The organism is Rhizobium sp. USDA 3886 (assembly GCF_056279785.1).
In genome coordinates this window covers 775813-802667 of record NZ_JBWCDC010000001.1, presented here as the reverse complement: position 1 = coordinate 802667, position 26855 = coordinate 775813, and the positions used below count along the sequence as shown (strand labels likewise).

At 58.1% G+C, this 26855-nt stretch carries 22 protein-coding genes, 2 tRNA genes and 2 pseudogenes; 17 read left to right on the top strand and 9 right to left on the bottom strand.

The features are described 5' to 3' along the window. Nucleotides 1-60: 60 nt before the first annotated feature. On the bottom strand, nt 61-660 hold the full coding sequence (locus ACZ9BX_RS04115) for a hypothetical protein (protein WP_476215901.1): 600 nt from the start codon (nt 658-660) through the stop codon (nt 61-63). Between the two features lie 207 nt (nt 661-867). Between ACZ9BX_RS04115 and ACZ9BX_RS04110 the strand changes: the two genes are divergently transcribed. The 9 genes from ACZ9BX_RS04110 to ACZ9BX_RS04070 all read left to right on the top strand — a co-directional run bounded on the left by ACZ9BX_RS04110 (nt 868) and on the right by ACZ9BX_RS04070 (nt 9514). Then, nucleotides 868-1128, top strand: coding sequence for a hypothetical protein (locus tag ACZ9BX_RS04110; RefSeq protein ID WP_476215899.1), 261 nt, complete (start codon nt 868-870; stop codon nt 1126-1128). After that, nucleotides 1120-1189, top strand: a tRNA-Ser gene (locus ACZ9BX_RS04105). The genes ACZ9BX_RS04110 and ACZ9BX_RS04105 overlap by 9 nt, the downstream gene beginning before the upstream one ends. Before the next feature lie 194 nt (nt 1190-1383). Beyond that, nucleotides 1384-2454: a GDP-mannose 4,6-dehydratase gene (gene gmd / locus ACZ9BX_RS04100; protein WP_476215897.1), complete on the top strand. Its 1071-nt coding sequence runs from the start codon at nt 1384-1386 to the stop codon at nt 2452-2454. 1 nt (nt 2455) lies between these two features. After that, nucleotides 2456-3421 carry a GDP-L-fucose synthase gene (gene fcl / locus ACZ9BX_RS04095; RefSeq protein WP_476215896.1) on the top strand — a complete coding sequence of 322 codons (966 nt, stop codon included), beginning with the start codon at nt 2456-2458 and terminating at the stop codon, nt 3419-3421. Nucleotides 3422-3567: 146 nt separating this feature from the next. Then, the gene (locus tag ACZ9BX_RS04090; protein WP_476215894.1) at nt 3568-4380 is read left to right on the top strand and encodes a glycosyltransferase family 25 protein; all 813 of its coding nucleotides are present in this window, start codon (nt 3568-3570) and stop codon (nt 4378-4380) included. Nucleotides 4381-4384: 4 nt separating this feature from the next. Then, nucleotides 4385-5248: an alpha-1,2-fucosyltransferase gene (locus ACZ9BX_RS04085; protein WP_476215892.1), complete on the top strand. Its 864-nt coding sequence runs from the start codon at nt 4385-4387 to the stop codon at nt 5246-5248. A gap of 53 nt (nt 5249-5301) precedes the next feature. Then, entirely contained in the window at nt 5302-7038 is a 1737-nt protein-coding gene (locus ACZ9BX_RS04080) for an ABC transporter ATP-binding protein (RefSeq protein ID WP_476215890.1), read from the top strand. Nucleotides 7039-7411: 373 nt separating this feature from the next. Beyond that, complete coding sequence (locus ACZ9BX_RS04075) at nt 7412-8080, top strand: glycosyltransferase family 10 domain-containing protein (protein WP_476215888.1); 669 nt, start codon at nt 7412-7414, stop codon at nt 8078-8080. 759 nt (nt 8081-8839) lie between these two features. Next, nucleotides 8840-9514, top strand: coding sequence for a sulfotransferase family 2 domain-containing protein (locus ACZ9BX_RS04070; RefSeq protein ID WP_476215886.1), 675 nt, complete (start codon nt 8840-8842; stop codon nt 9512-9514). Between the two features lie 97 nt (nt 9515-9611). Here ACZ9BX_RS04070 and ACZ9BX_RS04065 read toward each other — a convergent pair. Continuing rightward, nucleotides 9612-10404, bottom strand: a pseudogene (locus ACZ9BX_RS04065) (IS256 family transposase); the annotation flags it as partial. Between the two features lie 60 nt (nt 10405-10464). Continuing rightward, a pseudogene (locus ACZ9BX_RS04060) lies at nt 10465-10769 on the bottom strand (IS3 family transposase); the annotation flags it as partial. Between the two features lie 377 nt (nt 10770-11146). Here ACZ9BX_RS04060 and ACZ9BX_RS04055 point away from each other — a divergent pair. Both ACZ9BX_RS04055 and ACZ9BX_RS04050 read left to right on the top strand, forming a co-directional pair. Continuing rightward, nucleotides 11147-11221, top strand: a tRNA-Glu gene (locus ACZ9BX_RS04055). A gap of 152 nt (nt 11222-11373) precedes the next feature. Beyond that, the gene (locus tag ACZ9BX_RS04050; protein WP_476215884.1) at nt 11374-11955 is read left to right on the top strand and encodes an acyltransferase; all 582 of its coding nucleotides are present in this window, start codon (nt 11374-11376) and stop codon (nt 11953-11955) included. Nucleotides 11956-11992: 37 nt separating this feature from the next. Here the strand turns inward: ACZ9BX_RS04050 and ACZ9BX_RS04045 are convergent, their stop codons facing one another. Together ACZ9BX_RS04045 and ACZ9BX_RS04040 are read right to left on the bottom strand one after the other, a co-directional pair. Next, entirely contained in the window at nt 11993-12874 is an 882-nt protein-coding gene (locus ACZ9BX_RS04045; RefSeq protein ID WP_476215882.1) for a glycosyltransferase family 2 protein, read from the bottom strand. A 26-nt stretch (nt 12875-12900) separates the two neighbouring features. After that, nucleotides 12901-14034, bottom strand: a complete 1134-nt coding sequence (locus tag ACZ9BX_RS04040) for a DegT/DnrJ/EryC1/StrS family aminotransferase (protein ID WP_476215880.1) — start codon at nt 14032-14034, stop codon at nt 12901-12903. A gap of 201 nt (nt 14035-14235) precedes the next feature. Here ACZ9BX_RS04040 and ACZ9BX_RS04035 point away from each other — a divergent pair, with 201 nt between their 5' ends. The 5 genes from ACZ9BX_RS04035 to rfbA are packed head-to-tail and all read left to right on the top strand — an operon-like array spanning nt 14236 to nt 19630. After that, nucleotides 14236-16191 carry a CgeB family protein gene (locus ACZ9BX_RS04035; protein ID WP_476215878.1) on the top strand — a complete coding sequence of 652 codons (1956 nt, stop codon included), beginning with the start codon at nt 14236-14238 and terminating at the stop codon, nt 16189-16191. Nucleotides 16192-16217: 26 nt separating this feature from the next. Continuing rightward, a complete protein-coding gene (gene rfbC, locus ACZ9BX_RS04030) occupies nt 16218-16796 on the top strand; it encodes a dTDP-4-dehydrorhamnose 3,5-epimerase (protein WP_476215876.1) in 579 nt (192 codons plus the stop codon). Between the two features lie 7 nt (nt 16797-16803). Then, complete coding sequence (gene rfbB / locus ACZ9BX_RS04025; protein ID WP_476215874.1) at nt 16804-17859, top strand: dTDP-glucose 4,6-dehydratase; 1056 nt, start codon at nt 16804-16806, stop codon at nt 17857-17859. A 2-nt stretch (nt 17860-17861) separates the two neighbouring features. Then, nucleotides 17862-18749, top strand: coding sequence for a dTDP-4-dehydrorhamnose reductase (rfbD, locus tag ACZ9BX_RS04020; RefSeq protein WP_476215872.1), 888 nt, complete (start codon nt 17862-17864; stop codon nt 18747-18749). Between the two features lie 11 nt (nt 18750-18760). After that, nucleotides 18761-19630, top strand: a complete 870-nt coding sequence (rfbA, locus tag ACZ9BX_RS04015) for a glucose-1-phosphate thymidylyltransferase RfbA (protein WP_476215871.1) — start codon at nt 18761-18763, stop codon at nt 19628-19630. Between the two features lies 1 nt (nt 19631). Here rfbA and recJ read toward each other — a convergent pair whose 3' ends face one another. From recJ to ACZ9BX_RS03995, 4 genes are all read right to left on the bottom strand, one after another. After that, entirely contained in the window at nt 19632-21455 is a 1824-nt protein-coding gene (gene recJ / locus ACZ9BX_RS04010) for a single-stranded-DNA-specific exonuclease RecJ (protein WP_476215869.1), read from the bottom strand. Between the two features lie 154 nt (nt 21456-21609). Continuing rightward, nucleotides 21610-22932, bottom strand: coding sequence for a homoserine dehydrogenase (locus ACZ9BX_RS04005; protein WP_132561857.1), 1323 nt, complete (start codon nt 22930-22932; stop codon nt 21610-21612). Nucleotides 22933-22999: 67 nt separating this feature from the next. Further along, a complete protein-coding gene (locus tag ACZ9BX_RS04000) occupies nt 23000-24217 on the bottom strand; it encodes an LL-diaminopimelate aminotransferase (RefSeq protein ID WP_027509346.1) in 1218 nt (405 codons plus the stop codon). 222 nt (nt 24218-24439) lie between these two features. Beyond that, nucleotides 24440-24856 carry an SHOCT domain-containing protein gene (locus ACZ9BX_RS03995; protein ID WP_132561855.1) on the bottom strand — a complete coding sequence of 139 codons (417 nt, stop codon included), beginning with the start codon at nt 24854-24856 and terminating at the stop codon, nt 24440-24442. A gap of 155 nt (nt 24857-25011) precedes the next feature. Here ACZ9BX_RS03995 and phaC point away from each other — a divergent pair, with 155 nt between their 5' ends. Then, nucleotides 25012-26847, top strand: a complete 1836-nt coding sequence (gene phaC / locus ACZ9BX_RS03990) for a class I poly(R)-hydroxyalkanoic acid synthase (protein ID WP_476215865.1) — start codon at nt 25012-25014, stop codon at nt 26845-26847. The last annotated feature ends 8 nt before the right edge of the window (nt 26848-26855 follow it).

Below are 26855 nucleotides of genomic sequence, written 5' to 3'. Positions count from 1 at the left end.
CCTGCCGCTGTCGTAAACAGCCATAAGGAGAATCATAATCCGGGAAAGATCGAATCGAGGCTAGCCTTCCACCTTCAGAATTTCACGCACGATCTGTTTCTGTGGGCCGAGGGTTTCTCCCTCTCCAGGACGCCCGAGCGTTGCCGAGATGTGCGAGCCGTGAAGTTTTGTGGCGTTGTCCCAAGTCTTGAACGGCTTATCCTTCGTGCTCTCCCGTACCTTGTTAACACTGAACTCCAGTTCGAAGCGGGCGACGTCGTCTTGCGTCACGGGAACGCCAAGGTAGTTGCCGATTCTTGTCAGGAGATAGGCATAGTTGCCGTAGAACGCTTCATATTCGAGGAACAGACCGAAGCCAAGCCGCTTGGCCCGGTAGATGTCTGAGAAGCCGAGGTTCCACAAGAGCTTGCTGACATGAGCAACGTTCTCGTCGGTTGGCGCCAGGTCGTCTATCTGCAACATGCTGACGACAGAATCAAACGGATCGCGGGTCGTGATGACGAGCGGCTGGAAGATGTATTTTGTCTTGAAGTCGTGGAGCTTTGCCACTTTCCGGCCCGGCGCCAGGAAGCGGATGGCGTTGTAGCATAGCGTGCTGCCGCTTCGCGCCGTCCCGAATTGCCTGATTCTCCCCGGCACGAACCGCCCGATTGTATGCATACGGATAACCTCAGTGTCCTCGTTGTCGCCCCTCCATCAGGAGTAGGCGACGGCTACTATACGCGCGTGACAAGCGCAAGAAGCCGCAACCATCGCAAGATAACTTTTGAGGCCGACAACGAATCGGACCGCCGAATTCCCAACGACTGGTCGTAAGCATTTCAAACAAATCCCAAACCTCGGCGGCGCTATCGAACGGGCCAATCCATGCGGTTTTTCCGTCCGTCGTCAGATACCAATGCCGTCGATAAGGGCCGGGAAGAATGGGGCCGGTCCGCCGCGCGCGTCATTGCCGGGTTGCGGTTTCAGGTAGCACTCCGCAAGGCTGAGGAAAACAGCACCAACGCCCCGGCAAATCCCGGCACGTGCAATCCGGCGCGCCATGGCACCGCTTTACAGAATATGCCGCAGAAAAGTCAAATGAATTCAATGCATGTGGCAATTTTGGCGGCGCCTGTCACGCCATAACAAGGGTCGGAAACAGATTCTCATTCTGTAAAGAGGGGTTCGATTCCCCTAGGGCGTACCACAATTCTCGACAGTCGATCTTTGTCTTCAGTATTCGCCGCTTTTGTCGAAGTAGCGGAAATCAATCTTGCCATCCGCGCCTTTCCGGTCCACTACCGTCACTTCCGGCCCAAACAATCGGAGCGCCCTGCCCGCGGCAATACGCCGGGTAGCCGAGCGAATCCGGGGCATGAAGCACCATTGGAGTAACAGCTTATGAGCAAGGATGCCAAAGTCGCCCTGATTACTGGCGTAACAGGGCAAGATGGAGCCTATTTGGCCCAACTGCTTTTGGATAAAGGTTATATTGTTCATGGGATCAAACGCCGGTCTTCCTCCTTCAATACCGGCCGGATTGAGAACATCTATCAAGACCCGCACGAAACGAATGCGCGTTTTTTCCTGCACTATGGCGACATGACGGACGCCACGAACCTTATCCGTATCGTGCAGGAGACAAAGCCCGACGAGATCTATAACCTCGCCGCCCAGAGCCACGTCCAAGTCTCTTTTGAAACGCCGGAATATACCGCAAACGCCGATGGAATAGGCACCTTGCGGCTCCTCGAAGCTATCCGAATCTTGGGTCTGGACAAAACCACACGCTTCTATCAGGCCTCCACTTCCGAACTCTATGGCTTGGTTCAAGAAGTGCCTCAGCGGGAAACGACACCCTTTTATCCCCGGAGCCCTTACGCCGCGGCCAAGCTTTACGCTTATTGGATCGTCGTGAACTATCGTGAAGCTTACGGCATGCATGCATCCAACGGCATTCTGTTCAACCACGAAAGCCCCCTTCGTGGGGAAACCTTCGTGACCCGTAAGATCACCCGCGCGGCGGCTGCCATAAAGCTCGGACGGCAGGAAAGGCTTTATCTTGGCAATCTCGATGCCAAGCGGGACTGGGGGCATGCCCGCGAATACGTACGCGGCATGTGGCTGATGCTCCAGCAAGATCAGCCCGACGACTATGTTCTAGCCACCGGAGAAACGACACCAGTCCGAACCTTTGTCGAATGGGCATTTGCCGACATCGGTATTGATCTCGAATGGAAAGGACGCGGTGTTGAGGAAAAAGGTATCGACGCGGCGACGGGACAAGTTCTCGTTGAGGTCGATCCGCGCTATTTCCGGCCGACCGAGGTCGACGTGCTGATTGGAGATCCAACCAAGGCTCATGAAAAACTCGGTTGGCATCATGAGACCGGCGTGCGTGAACTGGCGCGTGAGATGGTGCAGGAAGACCTTCGCGTGATGCAATCCGATGTCGTTGCGAAGGGCGTGTAATATGACAGGCTATGCTCTTCGCGGGAAACGCATTTGGGTGGCTGGCCATCGGGGGATGGTAGGGTCCGCTGTTGCCCGGCGCCTTCAGCAGGAAAGCTGCGAAGTCCTGACCGTTCGTCGTGATGAGGTCGACCTGCGCGATCAGGCCGCAACCATGTCATGGGTGATGAGAGAAAGGCCACACGCCGTCATACTGGCGGCTGCCAAAGTCGGCGGCATTCTTGCCAACGACACGAGACCGGCGGAATTTCTTTATGACAACCTGATGATAGAGGCGAACATAGTCGAGGCTTCGCGTCAGGCCGGCGTTGAGAAGCTTCTCTTTCTTGGCTCGTCGTGCATCTATCCCAAGTTTGCCGAGCAGCCGATTGCCGAAGAGGCGCTGCTGACGGGCTCGCTTGAGCCGACCAATGAATGGTATGCGATCGCCAAGATTGCGGGCATCAAGCTGGCGCAGTCCTATCGCAAGCAATATGGCTGCGAGTTCATATCCGCCATGCCAACGAACCTTTACGGCGCCGGCGATAACTTCGATCTGAACTCCAGTCACGTGCTGCCCGCGCTTATTCGAAAAGCGCACGAGGCCAAGTTGCGCGGCGATAAGGACATGGTCCTCTGGGGCACTGGATCGCCGCGCCGGGAGTTTCTGCACGCCGATGATTGTGCCGATGCTCTCATCTTCCTCATGAAGAACTATTCGGGCGACAGTCATGTCAATGTCGGCAGCGGAACCGATCTTTCCATCCTGGAGCTCGCGCGGCTGGTGTGCAGGATTGTGGGCTTCGAGGGCCGGATCACCCACGACCTCTCCAAGCCCGACGGCACTCCTCGCAAACTAATGAGCGCGGAAAAGCTGCGTTCGATGGGATGGGTGCCCCGCATAGATCTGGAAGACGGAATACGATCAACTTATGAGTGGTTCCTGGTGCACCGGGCGACTGAGGAGGCAAAAGCAAACCGGCAATAATTTTAAAATTGCTTCTTTGCGGCGGAATGGTGGAAAACGGTGCTAGCCGGAGGCGGCAGGAACACTGCACTGGGATGGATTGACACGTCACGGAATTCCTAACAGAACCCTGCGACCGAAGTGATCTCAGTGCCGGAGCTATGCCTATGCAGGGAAGCCAGCTAAAAGTGGTGGTCGTCAATCTGGCACGGTCTGCTGACCGGCGCCAGCAGATGGCTGCTATCCTGTCGCCGCTGGGCATTTGTTTTGAATTCTTCCAAGCAATAGACGGCAGGGAGGGGAAGCACGCGCTGTTTGACCGGGTAGATCAGCGTCTTGCTGAGGTCCGGCGAGGTTTTACCTTGAATGGAGGTGAGATGGGCTGTTTCGCCAGCCATTACCTTCTGTGGGAGCGTTGCGTTCGAGAAAATACGCCGCTTCTCATTTTCGAAGACGATGTTGCGATTGATGATAGCTTTATGAAAGCATACTCAGTCACGGTCGAAAGGATACACCGACTTGGCCTTATACGTTTTTCTGGCCACAAGGAGAGAGCTTTTACCGAGTACGAGAAAATCGATGATGGAGTGAAGATCGTCCGCTTCCTTAAAGGTCCAAATGGTACGTCCTGCTACGCCGTGTCGCCAAAGGCAGCAAAGAGACTGTTGGTTAAAGCCTCAACATGGTTCGAGCCGGTGGACCTGCATTTGGATCGGTTCTGGACCCATGGCGTGGATAGCCTGGGCCTCTTCCCTTACCCCGTTAGTCACATCGCAAACACCGCAGAACAATCTGAAATCTGGCAAGGAGCTCAACGAGCGCCAAGGTCCCGGAGATTCCGAAAGCTCCGGGCAATATATCGCGCCCGCGATGACGTCCTGCGCTTCCTCGCAAATTTGCCCTACCTGCTGGGCACGTCTAAACACCTCCCCGCCGAGGTCAGCCAACCAATTCCAGAGCGTCTCAAAGAAAACTCATAGCACCATGGTTGTCATAACGCATATCGTCGGCGGATTGGGTAACCAAATGTTCCAATATGCTGTCGGACGTTCGCTGTCTGTCAGTACCGGCCAGACATTGAAGCTGGACCTCGAGTCCATGAAGAAATACACCCGCCGGGAATTTTCACTGCAGCAGTTTAATATCCAGGCAGGGTTGGCTCGCCCCCACGAGACCCCTGTGACGCGTTCACGAGGCTTTCTCCGGCGAGCATTCCAGCTCATTCAAAGACAGAGCCCGTGCCAGCATATCATCGAGAAGGCACACACATTTGACCCAACCGTTATGAGCCTTAGCGGCTCATTGTACTTCGACGGTTACTGGCAGAGCGAAAAATACTTCGCATCGATCGCTAACACGATTCGGAGCGACTTCGGTCTCGCCGCACCCTTGAGTTCCGGAAGGGAAGCCATCTTATCGCACATAAGAACGACAAATGCTGTTTCAGTACATGTTCGACGCGGCGACTACGTTACAAATCCCTCTGCAAATGCAACCCACGGAACCATAGAGCCTGGCTGGTATGAAGCTGCGATGCAGCGGATGGCGGAGCGGACGGATGATCCGAGCTTCTTCGTATTCTCGGATGACCCCGCTTGGGCGCAGCAGAATCTGAAATCGTCCTGGAAAATGACCTTCGTTGAGCCACAGCAGGACGGTCGAGATGGCGAGGACATGCACTTGATGGCCGCATGCCGCAACCATATTACGGCAAACAGCACTTTCAGTTGGTGGGGAGCTTGGCTAAACGCTAATCCAGCGAAACATGTGATAGCGCCTTTACACTGGTTCCGGTCGCCGTTGCACGATGACAAGGATCTCATACCGGCGACTTGGGAGCGGGTTTGACTTGCAAAGAGTGCCTGCCGCGCGCTAAGCGCTTTTCACACGACGGGTAGGTGATGGCAAACAGCAGTACAACATTCAAGGTAATCAAGCGCGTCTTTGCGGAAAATGGACGCGAGTATGCATTGCAGTATTCGATTGCGATTGCATGCCTCGTTATCATCTCCCTGTCGACAGCGTTCACCGCTTGGGTGATGAAGTCCGTTATCAACGAGGCATTTGTTGAGCGCCGCGCCGATCTCGTCTGGGGCATCTGTGTGGCAATTTTTATCGCCTTCGTGTTGCGCGGGTTTGCGAGCTACGGTCAGGCGGTCATTCTCTCCAAGATCGGCAACAACATAGCAGCTCGATACCAAGTTCGCGCGTATTCCCATCTCCTCAAGCTTTCGGTCGGATTTTTTAATCAACTGCGATCCGGGCGGGTCGTCGCTCAATTGGGACAGAATATCAACGGCGTTCGTCAGGTAATGAACCTCACCATCACTTCGGCGGCCCGAGATCTGCTCACGTTTGTGTCGCTGGTTGGCGTCATGTTTGTGCAAGAGCCTTGGCTGAGCCTTTTCGTCTTTCTTACGGCGCCACCGCTGGGCTATGGGTTGCGCAAACTGTCTAGGCGCCTTCGCGCTGTCACGCGAGAAACCGCTCATGCCGGTAGTCACGTGTTTGGCGCCATTCAGGAAACGATTCAGGGCGTCGCTATCATTAAAGCGTTCACGCTAGAGACAGAGCTCGAGCGGAAGATGGACGGGCTGATTGGGTTCGCCGAACAGCGCGCGAATAAAGTTGTCCGTGTCTCCGAGCGGTCCGGACCACTGATCGAGATATTTGCAGGTTTCGCTGTTTCGACCATCATGGCCTACGCGGCCTACCGGTCGATCTATCAGGATGTTCCCCCAGGCGGATTTCTGTCATTTCTGACGGCGCTTTTGCTGGCTTATGATCCGGCGAGGCGCCTCGCACGCCTGCCAGTTCAACTGGCAGCCGCAGTTACCAACGCTGAAATGGTCTATGAGATTCTCGATACAAAGCCGCATCAGCGTGATCTGCCCGATGCGAAGCCACTGGTCATCACCGATGCCCGCATTGAATTCCGCAACGTCTCCTTCGCCTACGGTCATGACGAGGTCCTTCGTGATGTCAGCTTTGTCGCTGAGGGCGGAAAAACGACCGCACTTGTCGGTCCTTCTGGCGCCGGCAAGTCGACCATCATCACGCTTATTCCGCGGTTCTATGATCCGAAGAAGGGACAAATTCTGATCGACGGTCAGGACATCGCCCATGTGACGAAGCAGTCGCTGCGCGAGCAACTGGCCTATGTTTCGCAGCAGCCCTATCTGTTTGAAGGCAATATCCGCGACAATATCCGCTACGGCCGTCCGGAAGCAACCGACGAGGAGGTTGAGCGCGCCGCACGCCTCGCCTACGCCCATGAATTCATTCTGGCCCAGCCCCAGAGCTACGACACGCCCGTCGGCGAAAACGGCGTGACGCTTTCAGGTGGCCAGCGCCAACGCCTTTCCATCGCGCGCGCGCTCGTCCGCAATGCGCCGATCCTGCTCCTTGATGAGGCAACGTCGGCGCTCGACACCGAATCGGAAGCTGCGGTGCAAAAGGCGCTCGATGAGGCGATGGTTGGACGGACCGTCGTCGTCATTGCCCATCGGCTCTCGACCATCGTCAACGCTGACAGGATTGTCATAATGCACGGCGGCCGCATTATGGAAGAAGGCAATCACTCGAGCCTTGCTCAGCGAACCGACGGCCTTTACGCTCGGCTCAATAATTTACGCTAAGACGCGGGAAAATAAGCAATTGATAAGAGCCGGATTCCTTTCATCTGCACCGAGTTGGAACTGGTCTAGGCAATTCCCCAATTTCCATCCGGAATGGGATGGCGTTCGGTTCCTGTTTTCCGAGCAGCTTGAGTCTTGCGATGTACTCTTTGTATATGACGCCGTTCCTGGCAATTCTGCTTTCAAAGTACGAGCAAAACACAGAGTATTCATTGCGTCTGAGCCTAGCAGCGTAAAGTCGTACCTTCCGTCTTTTCTAAATCAGTTCGACCGCGTCCTAACGACTGACCAGAATACCAAGCACCTTAACGTCGTATTCAGCCAGTTGGGTCTTCCTTGGCTTGTGGGAGCTTGGGACTCTAACGGCAAGCTGTTGGACAAGCCGCTTGGTTATTCCGATTTTGAGCAGTTCAGCCCGGCAAAGACAAAACACCTGTCAATCGTAACGTCAAATAAGGCGTTTACAGAAGGTCATCGGGCAAGACTGGCGTTCGCCGACCGGATTAAGGCATATTTCGGCTCTGACGTTGACGTCTTCGGGCGCGGAATTAATGGCTTTGCTGACAAGCTGGAAGTGCTCGCGCCGTACCGCTACCACATCGCCATCGAGAACTCGACGTTCAGCAATTATTGGACGGAGAAGCTCGCCGACCCGTTTCTAACCCTCACATATCCCATTTATCATGGCTGTCCCAATATTTTGGAATACTTTCCTGCGCAGAGCGTGACGCAGATCAACATACTTGACCCTGACGACGCCATACAAAAGATCAAAAAGATTATCGATTCAGACGAAGCGGAGCGGGCGCTACCTTATCTCCAGGAGGCCAGAAAGCTTGTCCTCAACGACCATAATCTGTTCGCGATACTAGCAAAGCTCGCGAATGAGTTGGCATCCGAAACGATCCCGCAGGATCGGGGCCGTCCATATCGGTTGAAGCCAGAGCGATCGTTCCAACCCCGCTTCGCCAAGCTAGGCAATGCAGGAAAAAGACTGTCAAGACGGCTTACAAAGAGCTTGACGCGTTTCTTCGAGCACTAATCAGATTGCCTCTTTATAGAAGTCCGCCTTACACTGGACGATGAACTGAACGGCAGATCTGTAGGGCTTGGAATTGTAGATGCGAATAAGATTGTTCAAACGCAAAACGAAAAGCATTTACGATGAGACTACGCAGATCATGCCAACCAGCAGGGTAAGCCGAGACTCTGTAGTGGGAAGATATTGCTACATTGGGGAACGATGCGATATCACAAGGGCCTGGATCGGCAATTATGTTTCTATCGCCAATAACGTATCCGTGGGACCGGGCGAGCATCACGTGCGGGACATTTCAACAAGTAGTTTGTTTTACGAAAAACCGTACGCCGAGCTTACACGAGACGATTGCACCATTGAAAGCGACGCTTGGATTGGCGTCGATTCCGTGATCAAGCGGGGCGTGAGAATTGGCATTGGTGCAGTCGTGGGCGCCAACTCCTTCGTAAATTCGGATGTCCCCGACTTTGGCATTGTCGCCGGGTCGCCTGCCAGGCTGATTGGGTATAGATTTTCCGAAGAGCAGCGAGCTAAGATTACTCAAAGCCGTTGGTGGGAGATGGAGCTTGCAGAAGCTAGACTAATTATCGAGACTCTGAAGAAGGAGATTGCCTAATAGCTTGCTGTCGCGCCGCACTTCCTCTTCTTCGAGGGCGTGTATGCTAATGGTCTCTACGATCCGACGCCATCCCCGCATGCTACAATGCAGTTACCGTAGCACATTCGTGGCATCTACGTCGAATTCCCATATCCAAGGATAGAATGATGAAGGTGCCGCGTAACCTTTTTGAAAGCGTCGTCTCAAACGCCGGATTGCCAATGATCTTTGTTCACACTCCCAAGTGTGGAGGAAGCTTTGTCGGCCAGGCATTTGGTCAGCGGCTGACGCGTTGCCCGACCTTACGATGGCCAGAAGCAAAGGGGCATAAAACTTACCTGGAATATCGGGAAATCTTCGGCAAAAGAGGCATGCATCTCTCGGACTTTGTTGTTTTCACGGTGATCCGCAACCCATGGGACTGGCACCTATCCTGGTACAACTATGTATCAAAGGACACGAATGGAACGAAGTCGGGGATGCGACTAGAGCACGAGCAGATCAGGAACCTTACATTTTCAGAATATACCAGGTGGTTAGAAGACCTGCAGCAGCCAAGATCTCCGAACGACTACGCACGGCGGCAAGTCAGCGATTGGATCATTGACGAAAACGGAGATGTTGCGGTCAATGAAATTCTCCGTCAGGAGGCGTTGCAGGACGAATTGTCGGCACTTAAACGGAAGTACGGCTTATACATAAACATTCCAGCGGGGGAGCGCGTCAACGCCTCGCGCCAGACCGATGATTATCGAAAAGCCTACACCACGGAAGATGCCGAACGAATAGCGCGCCGCCATTCACGCGATCTTACCCTTTTCGGCTATCGTTTTGAGTAGTTGCCCCTGATACCGTCATTGGAGTAAGACACCCGTAGCGTCTTTTCTGTTTTTGGTCTATGTCGCAGCACGCGACGGAATCCGCAAATCAAGACGTCACCTTCGTGCTCGGTACGTGCGAAAACACGTTGCGGTAAAAATGAACCATGCAGCGTTGCCAGCGAGCTTCAGGCAGATAGTCGGTCATGCTTTCCACCAGGCCGCGGCAAGCATCGTAGATGATCAACTGTACGCCGCTCAGTCCCCGATCCACCAGGTGGCGCAGGAATGCCGACCAACCGGATTTGTCTTCCTTCGCGCCTTCGCAGATACCCAGGATCTCGCGGTAACCTTCTGAATTAACGGCACTGGCGACCAGGAGCGAAACATTGCGCACTTCGCCTGCCCAGGTCCGCTTCATCACGATCCCGTCGAGGTAAAGATAGGGATGGGTCTCAGCGACCGGCCGATTCCGCCATTCCTCGATCTTTGCATAAATCTTCTTGTTGAGATTGGACACTGTTCGCGGGGCTGACAGGCGTGCCCCAGAGCGCCTCGGTGATATCCTCCACACGTCGAACAGAAACACCAGCCAGATACATCTCGATCAGGGCTTCCTCGACGGAACTCTCCTGTCGTCGATAGCGCTCGATGATCGCCGTTTCAAAGGTCTGGCGCCGAAGTTTCGGAACCTTCAGCGTTACCTCGCCGGCCGTGGTGTGCAGCGCCCGCTCGTAGCTGCCAGCACGCCTATCCTGTCGGCCTTCACTGCGCTCATATCGTCCAGCGCCACACAATCGGTCCGCTTCTGCGTCGAGCATCGCATTCAGCGCTTCTTCGACAGTCCCCCTGACCATCTCCCCCAGGTGGTCCTTGATCCGAGCTTCGTCAATCCGGATCACCTGTCCCATCGATGCATCCCTCTCATCACTCATCCCGTTGCTCCTTCCATAAATCTAGAAGAAGCCGTCAAATCCGAAAGTGCGAAGGATTCTGGACACTACCATCGACAGTTTGTGCTCGCGATTGATCATTTCTTTCCGCTCAGCAACCCCGCTTTACCGAGCGCACCGGACAAAAAACGTTCTCCAGCGTCAGTTCTCCAATCTTGGCATGCAGGGTTTTGGTATCGACGGTCGGCGCCGCCGGTTCCGCCTTGGCTTCATCGCCGAAAACTCCTGTCGCCCCCCTCAAGGAGCTGGTCTTTCCACTGTTTGATCTGATTGGCGTCCACGTCGAACTGCTGCTTCATCCATGCTAACCCAACACGACCCTGTGCAAACATCCGATGAGAGAGTTGTATTTCTCGTATCGGAACGAGACACCTTGGGCGGGCAAGCGCCTAAGAAACCGGTGGGATAAGCGATGGCGTGTAGGCTTGTGTTTAGTTTACGAAGCACGCTACGGCGAATGCGTGGAGGTAAGCGCCAATCCTGAAATACTGGATTATCAGCCGGTTTCTTTCTACCGCGGAAAGCGAACGCCGCAATTGGAGTTTCCCGCGTGGTGCCCGTCATGATCACGCCCGGCACCGCCTGCAATTTCCGTCATTTCCACAAGTCTCGAAGAAATCTGCATAATCACCAAATTTTTCGCATTTTGCCGCTTGCAGCGCACAAAGGTGCTGACTATAAGGGCGCCACCGCGAAGGAAGCGCCCTTCGTCTATCGGTTAGGACACCAGATTTTCATTCTGGGAAGAGGGGTTCGACTCCCCTAGGGCGTGCCATTTTTTGTAAATTTCTCTTGATCGGCGTAATTGCAGCGTTTGGTTCCGCCAATGCGATGTTTTTTATGTGCTGGATATCTAGGCAGCAAAGTCAAAGCATCTAATCTGTCCCTCTGCGGTGGAGTGCGGGGTGATTCTCAAGTGAGGATATCGTGAAGATATTGGGAGGCCATTATCTCGATGAGAACGATCTCGCGGTGGCCGGTGTGGCGCGCGTGGGAACGAACGTGAAGGTGCACTCGACGACAATCTTGGTTGATCTGGAGAATGTTAGGATAGGCTCACACGTCCGCATCGATGCCTTCTGTGTCATCAGCGCGGCGAATGGCTATGTCGAACTCGGCTCTCATATCCACATCGCCAGCCATACAGTGGTTATGGGAGGCGCGGGAGTCGTTCTCTCGGATTTTTCCGGCCTTTCGCATGGGGTGCGCATCTATTCAATCAGCGACGATTATTCTGGCAAGTCTCTGACAAATCCGACAGTCCCAGAGCATTTGCGGATGCCGAAGAGAGGGCGTGTCATGGTCGGCCGCCATGCGATCATCGGCAGCGGCTCCGTTGTACTGCCAGGCTGCGACATCGGCGAAGGCAGCGCGGTCGGCGCGTTATCAGTTGTCCATAGGCCGGTTCCTGAATGGGAGATATTTGCCGGAAGCCCGGCAAGGCGCCTCGCCGCGAGAGATCGAGCAATACTTAAACTCGAGGCCGAGGTGAACGCAAATACCTCATGACATCGTCATTTCCTGCGCCACAGGCCTTCATCCTCCGTCACCGATTTGGCAAAAACATCTCAATCTGATCCATGCGCTGACGAAGCTGCGGGTAGACATTCACCCATGAGCTATAGAGCGTCAGCAGATTGCGATATGCCACCGGCAAATCATCGATAGAAAGATACCCCCGTTCAAAGGCCGCATTCAGTAGCGTCTCGTAATAAGTGACGGCGACGATGAATCTCGGATTCAAGATATGGTTAGAGGTGGCTGCACTATGACGCCTGAAATAGGACAATGGCTTGGGATGAACCGCGAGATCGCCAAGGCAGGCGAGTTCGAAGAACGATGACAGGTCCGTAAGTCCATCGAACTCGTTGCCAACCATCCTGAAGAGACGAAATTCGCCTGCCTCATCGAAGCAATCCTCACGGCGAAACAACACGGTTGTAAACTCGCCAACGAAATTATGATGGTTGAGTGCCGTCAGCTTGATGAATTCGCTGCCGCTGATAAGCTTCACATTATCTGCCGCCTTAAAAGGATTTATCAATTCGGAGCCGTGATTACGCTCATCGACAAAATATCGAGGGGAGAAAGCAAGCTTTGTATTCCTCGACTTCGTAGCTTCCATCGTTTCAAACAGGAACTGAACACAGAACGGATGCAGGACATCGTCATCGAATAGAAACTTTATATATTCTCCGTTTGAAATCCGAATGAGGCGGCACACGTTGCTTTCAAGGCCAGGGCTGGGATTCCGAGAATACGATATGAAGCTCCCGAATTTCTCACATATTTCGCGTATCTCGTCCGTTGGACAATCGTCGGAAACTAGAATTTCCACGTCCTGAAAGCTTTGTGACAGCGCGCTTCTTAGGCATAGTTCGAAATAAGTGGGTTTGAAGGCGGGAATGCAAATGGAGATCCGCGGCATGAGGTCTCTTTTCGATATTAGGAAATTCAGTGAGAGTGCGCGGTCGGGCAAATCGGCTTTGCGATCAACTCGGCGACCCGCTCAACAACCTCCATCTCCATGTCCGGATAAATGGGCAGGCAGAGCACCTGCTGGGCGGCTTCGGTTGCGACCGGCAGGTTTGAGAGCTGCGCGGACGGCAGGCTGCGGTACATCGAGAAGCTGGAAATCAGCGGGTAGAAATAGCGGCGCGGGTGAATGCCGTTTTCCTTCAGCCGCTCATAGAGCGCGTCGCGCGAGATAGGATAGCCGGGGCGGACGAGGATCGGGAAATAGGAGAAGTTGGAGACGGTCTCGCCGGAGCGGTCCAGGGATTCGATGCCCGAAACGCCGCGAAGCCGTTCGCGATAGGCGCGGTCGATGACCTCACGCCTTTCGAGCGCTAAATTGATGTATTTCAGCTGCAGCAGGCCGAGCGCGGCGTTGAACTCGCTCATCTTGCCGTTCGTGCCGGGCGCCACGACGGTCACTTCATCGACATAGCCGAAGTTCTTCAGTTGATCGATGCGGATCTTCGTCTTCGCGTCCGGGCAGATGATGGCCCCGCCTTCGAACGTGTTGAACACCTTCGTCGCATGGAAGCTCAGGATGGAAAGGTCGCCATGATTGAGGATGCTTCCCCGCTCGTCTTCCACGCCGAAGGCATGGGCGGCATCATAGATGACCTTGAGATTATAGAGATCGGCGATCTTCTGGATCGCATCGACATCGCAAGGGTGGCCGTAGCAGTGCACCGGCATGATCGCCGTCGTCTGCTGCGTGATCGCAGCCTCGATTTTCGCTGGATCGAGATTGAGCGTCACTGGGTCGATATCGACGAAGACAGGCTTCAAGCCGTTCCAGAGGAGCGAATGCGAGGTGGCCACGAAAGAATAGGGCGTGGTGATGACCTCACCGGTGACGCGCAGCGCCTGAAGCGCGGTCAGCAGCGCGACAGTGGCGTTGGAAAAGAGGCTGATATGCTTCACGCCGAGATGGCTGCAGAGTTCCTGCTCCAACTGCTGGTGGAAAGGCCCGCCATTGGTCAGGATGCGGTTATTCCAGATCGCTTCCAGCGAAGGAATGAATTCTTCGAGCGGCGGCAGGCTGGGCTTCGTTACATAGATCGTCTCGTTTTTCATGACGCCGTCCAAAGGTTGGGCATATCGCGCAAAATAGGCTTGATACAAACATCACGTCTTAACCTGTTCCCAGGCTGACCAGCGTAAAGTCCTCCGAACAGTGTGGCGCAAGCTTCACGTCCAATAGTCTGCACCAAACAAGCCCGAATGCCGTTTTGCGGGTCGCGATCCGAACGGCGGCCATGCGCGAAGGACGATGCCTTGACGATCAACCAGCCCATTTCCGCTCTGCCGGCCGGTCTTCCTGATCTGGCGTCTCTTATGGGAAAAGCTGCCAGCACCGGGTCAGTCATCATCTATCAGCCTTATCTCGATCCTTCGCAGCGCAATCAGCTCGACGCTGCCGCAGTGCCGCTCGACATCTCGTTCAATACGCAGGCCACGACCCGCGAATACGAGCTGTTCCGCATTCTGCATCAGAATCACGCAGCAATTGGCCTCGACGACGACGTATTTTGGGGACTGCTCTCCAGCAAGTTCGAGATGAAGTCCGTCACGAGCTTCCCGTCCTTCGTCGCGGAGTCGGAAAAGGCAAAGGCGGAGGGGGCGGATGCCTATCTCTACAATCCGCTGATCGGCCATGCGGCAATCTACAGCAACGTCTGGGAGCATTCGCTGCTTGGCGGCCATCCTGGTATGGAGCCTATCTTCCTGCATCTCCAGAAGCTCGGTTACCCGATCGCGCCACCGCAGGACAAGACGGCCTTCATGTTCTGCAACTATTTCTGCGGCAACCGGAAATTCTGGTCCGGATATTTCGCCTTCTGCGAACGCATTCTCGAATCACTGGAAGACGAGGCGCGCCTCGGCACGCCGGCAGGCACCGCCTATGCCGGCGTGGCACATTATTCACGCGACGCCAACGCGAAGATGCGCCCCTTCGTGATCGAGCGTCTGCTCGGGCTTTATGTCCAGCAGGCAGCCGCCTCCGGATTGAAAATCGCCGCCTTTGTGCCGACCGTTGCCGATTTCGAGTGGAAGTTCGGTGCCCGCCTCGGCCGCATGCTGCATGGCCTCTTCGCCGCCAAGGAAGCCTTTCTGCAAAGCCGCGACCAGGCTTTGCTGACCGCCTGGCAAGAGGGCCGCCAGCCGCTGATCAAGCAGCCGCATCTGATTTGGGGCGCCGACGATCCGCCGGCCTGGATGCCGCGCGGCCAGTTCGCCGTCGGCCGCGAACTGATGCGTTCCTATGCTCCGCAGGCTTCAAGCGCCATCCCGGTGTCGCAGCAGCCGGCACAGGCCGCGCCGAGGATCGAGCAGCCGCTCCGCAACGCATTGCAGCCCTTTGCCGGGGGATGGCCGGCCCACAAGGACCGTCATTGTATCTGGATCGTCACGCCGGACAGCTACAACCACAGCCACGCCTTCGATGAAGTCGCACTCGGTCTGCAGGGCGCCTTCGAGGAACTCGGCGGCTCGGCACCGATCGTCCGCGACATGAACGCATTCGCCGGCCGTGCGCCGATCATCTACGGCGGCAATCTTCTCCCCGCCGAAATCGTTGGGCATCTGCCGAAGGACAGCGTCGTCATCAATCTCGAGCAGGTGTCGGAAGAAAGCATTTGGATCAACTCGCGCTACACGTCGATCCTGAAGTCACTGCCGGTTCTCGACTACAGCCCGCGCAACCGTGAAAATCTCGCAGCCAAGGGCATTAACCATGCCGGCGTGCTCGAAGTCGGCTACAGCCGCTGCCTCAGCCAGATAGAGCACGCCCCCGTCAAGGATATCGACGTGCTCTTTTACGGTTCGTTGAACGAGCGCCGCCACCATATCCTGAAGACGCTGGAGCAAGGCGGGCTCAAGGTCGCGCACCTCTTCAACGTGTATGGTGCGGAGCGCGATGCAGCCATTGCCCGCGCCAAGATTGTCATCAATATCCATCATTATGCGAGCGGCGTCTTCGAGATCGTGCGCATTTCCTATCTGCTCGCCAACCGAGTCTGCGTTCTGACAGAAGGCGACATCCGCGACCCGGATATCCAGCCCTTCATCGGCGGCGTAGCGATCAAGCCCTATGACAAAATGATCGAGCGCTGCCATCGGCTGATCGCCGATGCGGCCGGGCGTGATTCCATCGCCGCTAACGGTTTTGCAGCCATGCAGAGCCGCTCGCAGGCGGAGATGCTGATGAGCGTCATGAAGGCCGGCACTTGATGAAGTCCGCAGAAAAGAGGTGCGTCATGCGTCTTGAAACCACGGCCATTGACGGCATCGTCGCAATCACGCCACCGCGCTTCGGCGATCACCGCGGCTATTTTTCCGAAGTGTTCAAGGATGCCTGGTTCCGCGAGAACGTGGCCGACGTCGCTTTCGTCCAGGACAATGAATCGATGTCGGCGCAACCCAGCACCGTCCGGGGTCTGCATTTTCAGATGCCGCCTTTCTCCCAGGGCAAGCTGGTGCGCTGCCTTGCTGGCCGGATAATGGACGTCGTCGTCGATATCCGCACCGGCTCGCCGAGTTTCGGCAAATGGCTCTCCCAGGAGCTTTCGCCAGAGAACGGCATGCAGCTCTGGGTGCCGCCCGGCTTTGCGCACGGCTTTGCGACGCTCGAGCCCAACAGCGTCATCAGCTACAAGGTGACCGCTCCCTACAGCCCGCAGCACGACCGCGGCATCGCATGGAACGACCCTGCGGTCGGCATCCGCTGGCCGGTCGAGGAGCAAGCAATGGTGCTGTCCCACAAGGACAAGGCGCTGCCGCGGCTCGCCGACCTGCCGAACCATTTTTCCTACGCAGCAAAACAACCCAAGGATTGATCCGACGATGCGCATATTGGTCACGGGCGGAGCAGGCTTCATCGGATCGGCACTGGTGCGCCATCTCGTCGGCGAGGTCGGCGCCGAGGTGCTGAATGTCGACAAGCTGACCTATGCCGGCAATCTGGCGTCACTGACATCCGTCGAATCGGCACCGAACTATCAGTTCCTGCGGGCCGACATCTGCGACCGCGCAAAAATGCAGGAGGCATTCGCCACCTTCCGCCCGGATATCGTCATGCATCTTGCCGCCGAAAGCCATGTCGACCGTTCGATCTCCGGTGCTGCCGATTTCATCCAGACCAACATCGTCGGTACATTCAGCCTGCTGGACGTTGCGCGGCATTATTGGGACGGCCTCGACGTTGCCGGAAGGAACGCCTTTCGCTTCTTGCATGTCTCGACGGACGAGGTGTACGGTTCGCTTGGCGACAAGGGCCTCTTCGAGGAGGCGACACCCTACGATCCGTCCTCGCCATACTCCGCCTCCAAGGCCGCCAGCGACCATCTGGCGATCGCCTGGCACCGCACCTACGGCCTGCCCGTCGTCGTCTCCAATTGCTCCAATAATTACGGGCCCTTCCATTTCCCGGAAAAGCTCATCCCGTTGATGATCCTGAATGCGGTGGAGGGCAAACCTCTGCCGGTTTACGGCAATGGTGCCAATGTCCGCGATTGGCTCTATGTCGAAGACCACGCCCGCGCGCTCTTCACCATCGCCTCCCGCGGCCGCCCCGGCGAAAAATACAATGTCGGCGGCCGCAACGAACGCCGGAACATCGATGTCGTGCACCGCATCTGCGTCATTCTCGACGGGGTCTACGACGACAACGGCCCGCATGCGCGCCTGATCACCAACGTCACCGACCGGCCTGGACATGACGCACGCTACGCGATCGATGCCTCGAAACTCGAAGGCGAGCTCGGCTGGAAGGCTGAGGAAACTTTCGAAACCGGCATCGAGAAGACCGTGCGCTGGTATCTCGAAAACGAATGGTGGTGGCGGCCGCTGCGCGAGAATGTCTATTCCGGCGAACGCCTCGGCGTTTTCAAAGGGCAGTGACGATGCGCATCGCCGTCACCGGCAAACACGGCCAGGTCGTCCAGTCGCTGCTCAGGCGCGGCGGCGAAAGGGGTATTGAAATCATCGCGATCGGGCGCCCGGAGATGGATCTTGCGGACCCTGCAAGCATCGCGGCCGTATTTTCAGCCCTGCACCCGGACGTCATCGTCTCGGCCGCAGCCTATACGGCCGTCGACAAGGCCGAGAGCGAACCCGAACTCGCCTTCGCCGTCAATGCGGCAGGTGCTGCGGCGGTTGCCGAAGCTGCCGCGCGGCTCGGCATTCCAGTCGTCCACCTTTCAACCGACTACGTGTTCAGCGGCGACAAGCCGTCGGCCTATGCCGAAGACGATGACACTGGGCCGGTCTCCGTCTACGGGCGTTCGAAGCTTGCGGGCGAACAGGCGGTGGCGGCGGCGAACCCGAACCACGTCATCCTGCGCACCGCCTGGGTCTATTCGCCTTTCGGCGCCAATTTCCTGAAAACGATGCTGCGGCTTGCCGAGACCCGCGATCATCTTAGAGTCGTCGCCGATCAGACGGGATGCCCGACGTCTGCGCTCGATATTGCCGACGCGATCCTTGTGATCACAGCCCGTCTCGTTACGGACCCGGCACCATCGCAGCGCGGGATCTTTCACCTCACCGGCAGCGGCGAGGCAAGCTGGGCGGATTTCGCCGGAGAAATATTCGCAGAGCTTCACGGGTCCGGCGGCAAGAACGTCCGAATTGAACGCATCACGACGGCGGACTATCCGACGCCGGCGAAACGCCCCGCCAATTCACGGCTCGTTGGTGACAGGCTCGCCGAAACATATGGCATCCGCCTGCCGGAGTGGAAGCAATCCATGAAGATCGTCATGCAAGAGCTTTTGAACAAAGGCCTTTAGGGGAGAAGGACATGAAGGGGATTATTCTCGCTGGGGGAACGGGCACGCGATTGCACCCGATCACGCAGGCCGTCTCGAAACAGCTGATGCCGGTCTATGACAAGCCGATGATCTACTATCCGCTGACGACGCTCATGCTCGCCGGTATCCGGGACCTCATGATCATCACAACGCCGCACGACGTCGAAGCCTTCAAGCGCCTCCTCGGCGACGGCTCGCAATGGGGCATTTCGCTAACCTATGCCGTACAGCCGAGCCCGGACGGCCTCGCCCAGGCCTTCATCATCGGCGCCGACTTCATCCATGGCGACAGCTCTGCGCTCGTCCTCGGCGACAACATCTTCTACGGCCACGGCCTGCCGGAAATCATGAAATCCGGCACGAGCCGCCGGGAAGGCGCGACGGTCTTCGCCTACCACGTCACCGATCCGGAGCGCTACGGCGTCGTCGGCTTCGATGCGAAGATGAATGCGCTGTCGATCGAGGAGAAGCCCCAAGAGCCGAAATCCAACTGGGCGGTGACAGGCCTCTATTTCTACGACCAACAGGTGGTCGACATCGCCGCCAACCTGAAGCCGTCACCGCGCGGTGAACTGGAGATCACCGACGTCAACCGCATCTATCTGGAGCGCGGTCAGCTCTTCGTGGAGCTGATGGGCCGGGGCTATGCCTGGCTCGACACCGGCACGCCCGACAGCCTGCTCGATGCCGCCGGTTTCGTCAGCACGCTGGAAAAGCGCCAGGGCTTCAAAATCGCCTGCCCCGAGGAAGTCGCCTGGCGCATGGGCTACATCTCGCAGGACGAACTTGCCAAACTTGCCAAAAGACTCGGCAAGAGCGCCTACGGGCAGTACCTGACGAAGCTCTCATCCGACTGGTGACTCACGGCGCCGGCGCCGCGTCGCAGACACGCAGCTGAATGCGCCGCGCGCCCTGATAGTGATCGGCGCCGAGCATACCCGCGACATGCAGGTTCGCGCCGCGAGAATTGAGCAGAAGATTTCCGAGCGAGGTGTCTGCGGCCCGGAAGGCGATGCCGTCGAGGCGGGAGCCGTCCATCGCCTCCAACGTCACTTTCACATGTTTCTCGCCGACCATCCGCGCGTCGCGCAGCCTGTGGGCCGGCACGGCGAAGATCGGCTGCGAATGCCCCGACCCATAGGGTCCGGCCGTTTCCAGACGGTCGATCAGTTCGATCGTGGCGCCGCTGGCGCCGATCGCCCCGTCGATCTTCAATGTCTCGCCTGCGACCAGCGCCGCCACGGTTTTCTCGGCCCGTTCGGTGAAGAAGCTGCGCAGCGCTCCAAGCTTTTCGCGCTCGACTGTCAGCCCCGCGGCCATTGCATGTCCGCCGCCCTTGAGAAGCAGCCCCTCGTCGACCGCCGCACGCACCATCCTGCCCATGTCGAAGCCGTTGATCGAGCGGCCGGACCCCGTTCCGCGGCCCGACGGGTCGAAGGCGATGGCGAATGCCGGACGCTTGAATTTCTCCTTTAGCCGCGCCGCCAGCAGCCCGACGATGCCCGGATGCCACTTTTCCCGCGCGGTGACGATCACCGAAGCGCCCTCACCGTCGCCGTATTCGGCAAGCGCCTCCGCCTCGGCCTCCTGCAGCATGGCCGCTTCCATCGCCTGGCGTTCACGGTTGAGTTCGTCCAGCCGCAGCGCGATCATCTCCGCCTCGCCGGCATCGTCCAGCGTCAGCAGCCGGCTCCCGAGTGCCGCATCGCCGATGCGGCCGCCGGCGTTGATGCGCGGGCCGATCAGGAAGCCGAAATGATAGGGCGTCACCGGCCCGGAAATGCCCGCCTTGCGAAAGAGCGCCGCAAGCCCGGCATTGCTCTGGTGGCGTGCGGCAACCAGACCCTTGACGACATAAGCCCGGTTCAGCCCCTTGAGCGGTACGACATCGCACACCGTCGCCAGCGCCACGATGTCCAGCCATTGCAGCAGGTCGATCGCGAGGATCCGCTTGTCGCCCGCCTCGCGCAGCAACCTCAGCGTCGCGACCAATACGAGGAAGACGACGCCCGCCGCACAGAGATGCCCCTGCCCCGAAAGATCGTCCTCGCGATTCGGGTTCACGAGCGCGTGGCAGTGCGGCAGATCGTATGTCACCTGGTGGTGATCGATGACGACGACGTCGATGTTCCGCTTTTCGGCAGCCCCCAGGGCCTCATGGCTCGTGGAGCCGCAATCGACGGTCACGATCATTTGCGCGCCGTTATCGATCAGCTGGTCGATCGCCGCCGGGTTGGGTCCGTAGCCTTCGAAGATGCGATCGGGAATGTAGATATTGGCCTTCACGCCGAAATGCGTGAGGAAGCGGTACACCAGCGCCGAGGAGGCCGCGCCATCGACGTCGTAATCGCCAAAGATCGCAACGTTCTCGCCACGCCGGATCGCCTCGACGAGACGTTTGGCCGCCTTCTCGCAGTCCGTCAGCGTATAGGGATCGGGCATCAGGCTGCGGATCGTCGGATCGAGGAATTCGATGGCCTCGTCGACCCCGACACCCCGCCCGGCAAGCACGCGCGCAATAAGATCCGGCAGGCCGTGCGTCTGAGACATGGCGAGCGCGCGGTTCTGGCCGGCTTGGTCCAGGCGCGATACCCAGCGGTTATCGAGGACGGATTTCTCCACGCCCAGGAACGCCCGCTGTACCGGATCGGCGGCTATATCCACAATGCCCCTCTGATCGCCCATCGCTTGTCACCACCCCGAGACCGGAGCGTATCGGCAGATTTATGTGGCTTTGGCGGAGCACACAACGACTTTGGGCGCAAAGGCTCATGTTAGCTGTGGACACGCACGAATGCCCACCCGTTCGGTCACAGTCCTCTATGGATGGCGAGATGTCTCAACCTTCCTTGGGACGCTCGATGCGGATCACCTGCGGTTCGCCGACGAGATAGCCCTCGCCCTTGATGGCGGCGACGGCCTTGCGAACGGAATCCTCCATCGTCGCGTGGGTGACGAGGATGATCGTCTGGTGGTGCGAGGGCGCCAGATGCTGCTGCGACCGCTGCACGATCGATTCCAGCGAGATGTGGTTTTCCGCCATGCGCGTCGCGACGCTTGCAAAGACGCCGGTGCGGTCGAGCACCGTCAGGCGGATGAAGTAGCCGCCCTCATGGCTCTGCATCCGGGCCTTGCGGTAGGGCTCAAGCGCCTTTGCCGGATGGCCGAGAACCGGTACGCGCTGAGCGCCCGGCTGGCTCTTTGCGATGTCGGCGATATCGCCAAGCACCGAGGATGCCGTCGCATTGCCGCCAGCGCCGGGCCCGACCATCAAAAGCTCGCCGAGGATATCCGACTCGATCGCCACGGCGTTGGTGACGCCGTCCACCTGAGCGATAACGGAATCGACGGGCACCATAGTCGGGTGCACGCGCTGTTCGATGCCGCTATCGGTGCGCTGCGCGACACCCAGCAGCTTGATGCGATAGCCGAGTTCGGCCGCCGCATGGATATCCTCGATAGAGATGTTCGTGATCCCCTCGAGATAGATGTCGTCAGCCGCGATCCGGTTGCCGAAGGCCAGCGTCGTCAGGATCGAGAGCTTGTGCGCCGTATCGTTGCCCTCGATGTCGAAGGCCGGATCGGCTTCGGCGTAGCCCAGGCGCTGGGCTTCCTTCAGGCAGTCGGCAAAGGAAAGGCCTTCCTTCTCCATCTTGGTGAGGATGTAGTTGCAGGTGCCGTTCATGATGCCGTAGATGCGCGAAATCGTGTTGCCCGTCAGCGATTCACGAAGCGCCTTGATGACCGGAATCCCGCCGGCAACGGCCGCTTCGAAGTTCAGCAGGGCGCCCTTTTCCTCCGCGATCGTCGCCAGTTCCACACCATGGTAGGCAAGCAACGCCTTGTTGGCTGTCACCACATGGAGACCACGTTCGAGGGCCGCGCGCACCGAGCTGTTGGCCGGGCCGTTGACGCCGCCGATGAGCTCGACGAAAACGTCGATATCGCCCTTTTCAGCCAGATCTTCCGGCCGGTCGAACCACTCGACGCCGGCGAGATGAAGGCCGCGGTCCTTGGTCTTGTCGCGAGCCGAAACGCCCGTAATCAGAATCGGCCGCCCGCACGTGGCAGCAAGCTCGTTGCTGCGGCTCTGTATGATACGGACGAGCGAAGCACCAACGGTGCCAAGGCCCGCAATGCCGATTTTGAGGGCGTCTGTCATGGAACGATCCTGCGTGTTTTATGAGAGGCAGCCGCCCGAAAGCGGCTGCCGTTGGACTGTGATGATATCAGCGATGCGCGTTGAGCGAGATGACGTTATGCATCGTCTCGTCGGCCGTCGAGAGGAATTTCTTGATGTTGCGGGCTGCTTGGCGGATACGATGCTCGTTCTCCACGAGCGCCAGACGCACGTAGTCATCGCCCTGCTCGCCGAAGCCGACGCCCGGTGCTACCGCAACATCCGCCTTCTCGACAAGCAGCTTGGAGAATTCCAGCGAGCCGAGATGACGGAACTTCTCCGGGATCTTCGCCCAGGCGAACATCGTCGCTGCCGGCGGCGGCACGTCGAAACCGGCCTTGCCGAAGCTCTCCACCATCACGTCGCGGCGGCGCTTGTAGACGTTGCGCACTTCCGCGATGTCCGAACCGTCGCCGTTCAGCGCATGCGTCGCCGCCACTTGGATGGGCGTGAAGGCGCCGTAGTCGAGGTAGGACTTGACGCGCGTCAGGGCTGCGATCAGCCGCTCGTTGCCGACCGCAAAGCCCATGCGCCAGCCGGGCATCGAGAAGGTCTTCGACATCGAGGTGAACTCGACGGTGACGTCCATCGCACCCGGAACCTGAAGCACCGACGGAGGCGGCTCGCCATTGAAATAGATTTCCGAATAGGCGAGGTCCGAGAGCACGATGATGTCATGCTTCTTCGCGAAAGCGACGACATCCTTGTAGAAGTCGAGCGTTGCGACGAAGGCCGTCGGATTGGACGGATAGTTGAGAACCAGCGCCAAGGGCTTCGGGATCGAATGGCGCACGGCCCGCTCCAGCGGCTGGAAGAAGTTCTCGTCCGGCTCGACCGGGATCGAACGGATCACGCCACCCGCCATCAGGAAGCCGAAGGCATGGATCGGATAGGTCGGATTCGGGCAGAGAATGACGTCGCCCGGCGCGGTGATCGCCTGCGCCATGTTGGCAAAGCCTTCCTTCGAACCAAGGGTCGCAACGACCTGCGTATCCGGATTGAGCTTTACGCCAAAGCGGCGGGCGTAATAGGCGGCCTGCGCGCGGCGAAGGCCCGGAATGCCCTTGGAGGAGGAGTAACGGTGCGTGCGCGGATCCTGGACGACCTCGCACAGCTTGTCGACGATCGCCTTTGGAGTGGGGAGATCAGGGTTTCCCATGCCGAGATCGATGATGTCGGCGCCGCCCGCTCGCGCGCTCGCTTTCAAACGGTTGACCTGTTCGAAAACGTAAGGCGGCAAACGCCGGACTTTGTGAAACTCTTCCATCTCTTTCCCCATGGAAATGCGGCCACTGTGACCGCGCTCGAAGTTCGTTTGTTCACGGCTGCCTGCGACACGAACTTCAGAATCGCGAGCGCCATATTCATCAGACTTTCGTCCCGCGGCGAATCTTTGACGAAAGGCCGCGACAGACGCGTATTATCGGGAAAATTGCATCTCCCGCCAGCTGCGGAAGGCTTTGCGTCCAAATCGCCTGAAAGGCAAGGCTTAATTGCCGATTGCAGAGAGCGCGTCTGTGCCGTGCTCGGCGGCAAGCTTGCGGTATTCGGCGACCCGCCGCTGATACTCGGCTTCCGAAATCGCGCCGGCGTCGCGCTGAACGCGGAGTGCCGAAAGCCTCTGCCCCAGGCTTGCGGCTTCCTCGTTACTCATCTGGACGTTTGCCGCCGTCAGCGGCGCGCCGAAGCTCGGATAGCCGTCCGGATAATGAGCAAGGCTGCTTTGTGCCGGCTCCTCGCCCTTGGTCGGGGTCATGACGACTGCCGTCGGAGGCGCGCGCCGCGCCGCGGCGGCCGCCTTCTGCTCCGGCGTCAATGTGCATCCGGCAAGCGTCATCGCTGCGGCCGCGGCAACGAGGGCCATGCGGGTTGCGAGTACGATGCCAAAGATGCCGTTCGTCGTCATGCCAGACCTTCCAAAACGCTGAAGCCTCACCGACTGTTAAATTTGTCGCACCGACAAAGCAATAGCACGAGTGCCGTTGCGTTGAACTTGTTTTATCGATCCGGCACGATGTACAACTGAATTTGCACGAGGATTGCTGCCGCCGGAGGAGATACGTGACCGACAGCAAGCAGAAAGATACCGGAAAGACGAAAACCCCGGGCTTCGAACCGAATCTTGATCCCTACCTGTTGAAGGATCCGGAGGCGATGGCGGTGAACATTGCCCGCGCGCTGGAAAACCTCGGCAAGGCGGCCTCCGCCTGGCTTGCGCCGCGTGAGAGCGGGGAATTCAACGACCGGCTCGCCGCGCCGATGACCGACATGGTCAAGACGCTCTCCAAGGTCACCGAATACTGGATGTCCGATCCGCGCCGGACGTTCGAGGCGCAAACCCAGCTGATGAGCAGCTATTTCGGCGTCTGGATGCGCTCGATGCAACGCTTGCAGGGCGAGGACCCGGAACCCGAGCCGGAGCGCAAGGACAAGCGCTTTTCCGATGCCGACTGGCAGAAGAACCCCTTCTTCGATTTCCTGCGCCAGGTCTATTTCACCACCGCCGACTGGGCAGAGAAAATCGTCGCTCAGACCGAAGGGCTCGACGAGCACACGAAACACAAGGCGAGCTTCTACGTGAAGCAGATCACCGCCGCCCTTTCACCGGCTAACTTCGTCGTCACCAACCCGCAGCTCTACCGCGAAACAATTGCGACGAGCGGCGAAAACCTGGTGCGCGGCATGAAGATGCTGGCCGAGGACATCGCGGCGGGCGGCGGAGACCTGAAAATGCGTCAGACCGACATGACCAAATTCGCGGTCGGCCGGGACATGGCGCTGACCCCCGGCAAGGTGATCGCCCAGAACGACATCTGCCAGATCATCCAGTACGAAGCGTCAACGGATACGGTGCTGAAGCGCCCCCTCCTCATCTGCCCGCCGTGGATCAACAAATTCTACATTCTCGATCTCAACCCGCAGAAATCCTTCATCAAATGGTGCGTCGACCAGGGCCATACGGTCTTCGTCATCTCCTGGGTGAACCCCGATGCCCGCCATGCCGGGAAGGACTGGACGGCCTATGCCCGCGAGGGCATCGATTTCGCGCTGGAAACGATCGAGAAGGCGACTGACGAAAAGGACGTGAATAGCGTCGGCTACTGCGTCGGCGGCACGCTGCTTGCGGCAACATTGGCGCTGCACGCCAAGGAGAAAAACAAGCGCATCAAGACCGCGACGCTGTTCACCACACAGGTCGATTTCGCCCATGCGGGAGACCTCAAGGTCTTCGTCGACGAGGAACAGCTGGAAGCGCTCGAGGCGCATATGCAGGCGACCGGCTATCTCGACGGCTCGAAGATGGCGACGGCTTTCAACATGCTGCGCGCCTCCGAACTGATCTGGCCCTATTTCGTCAACAACTACCTGAAGGGCGAAATGCCGATGCCCTTCGACCTGCTTTTCTGGAATGCCGATTCCACCCGCATGGCGGCCGCCAACCACGCCTTCTACCTGCGTAACTGCTATCTCAGGAACGCGCTCACCGCTGGCGAGATGATGCTCGACGGCAAGACCGTGTCGCTGAAGGACGTGAAGATCCCGGTCTACAATCTCGCGACCCGCGAAGACCATATCGCTCCTGCGAATTCCGTCTTCCTCGGCAGCCGGTTCTTCGGCGGAAAAGTCGATTTCGTGCTGGCTGGCTCCGGCCACATCGCCGGCGTCGTCAACCCGCCCGACAAGAAGAAGTACCAGTTCTGGACCGGCGGCCCGACCAGGGGCGATTACGACACCTGGCTTGCCAAGGCCGAGGAAAATCCCGGCTCTTGGTGGCCGAACTGGCAGGCCTGGATCGAAGCCAAGGACGCCAAACGCGTGCCCGCGCGCAAACCCGGCGGCACGGCGCTCAACGCCATCGAGGAAGCACCGGGCAGCTATGTCATGGAGCGGGCCTGAACCCGATA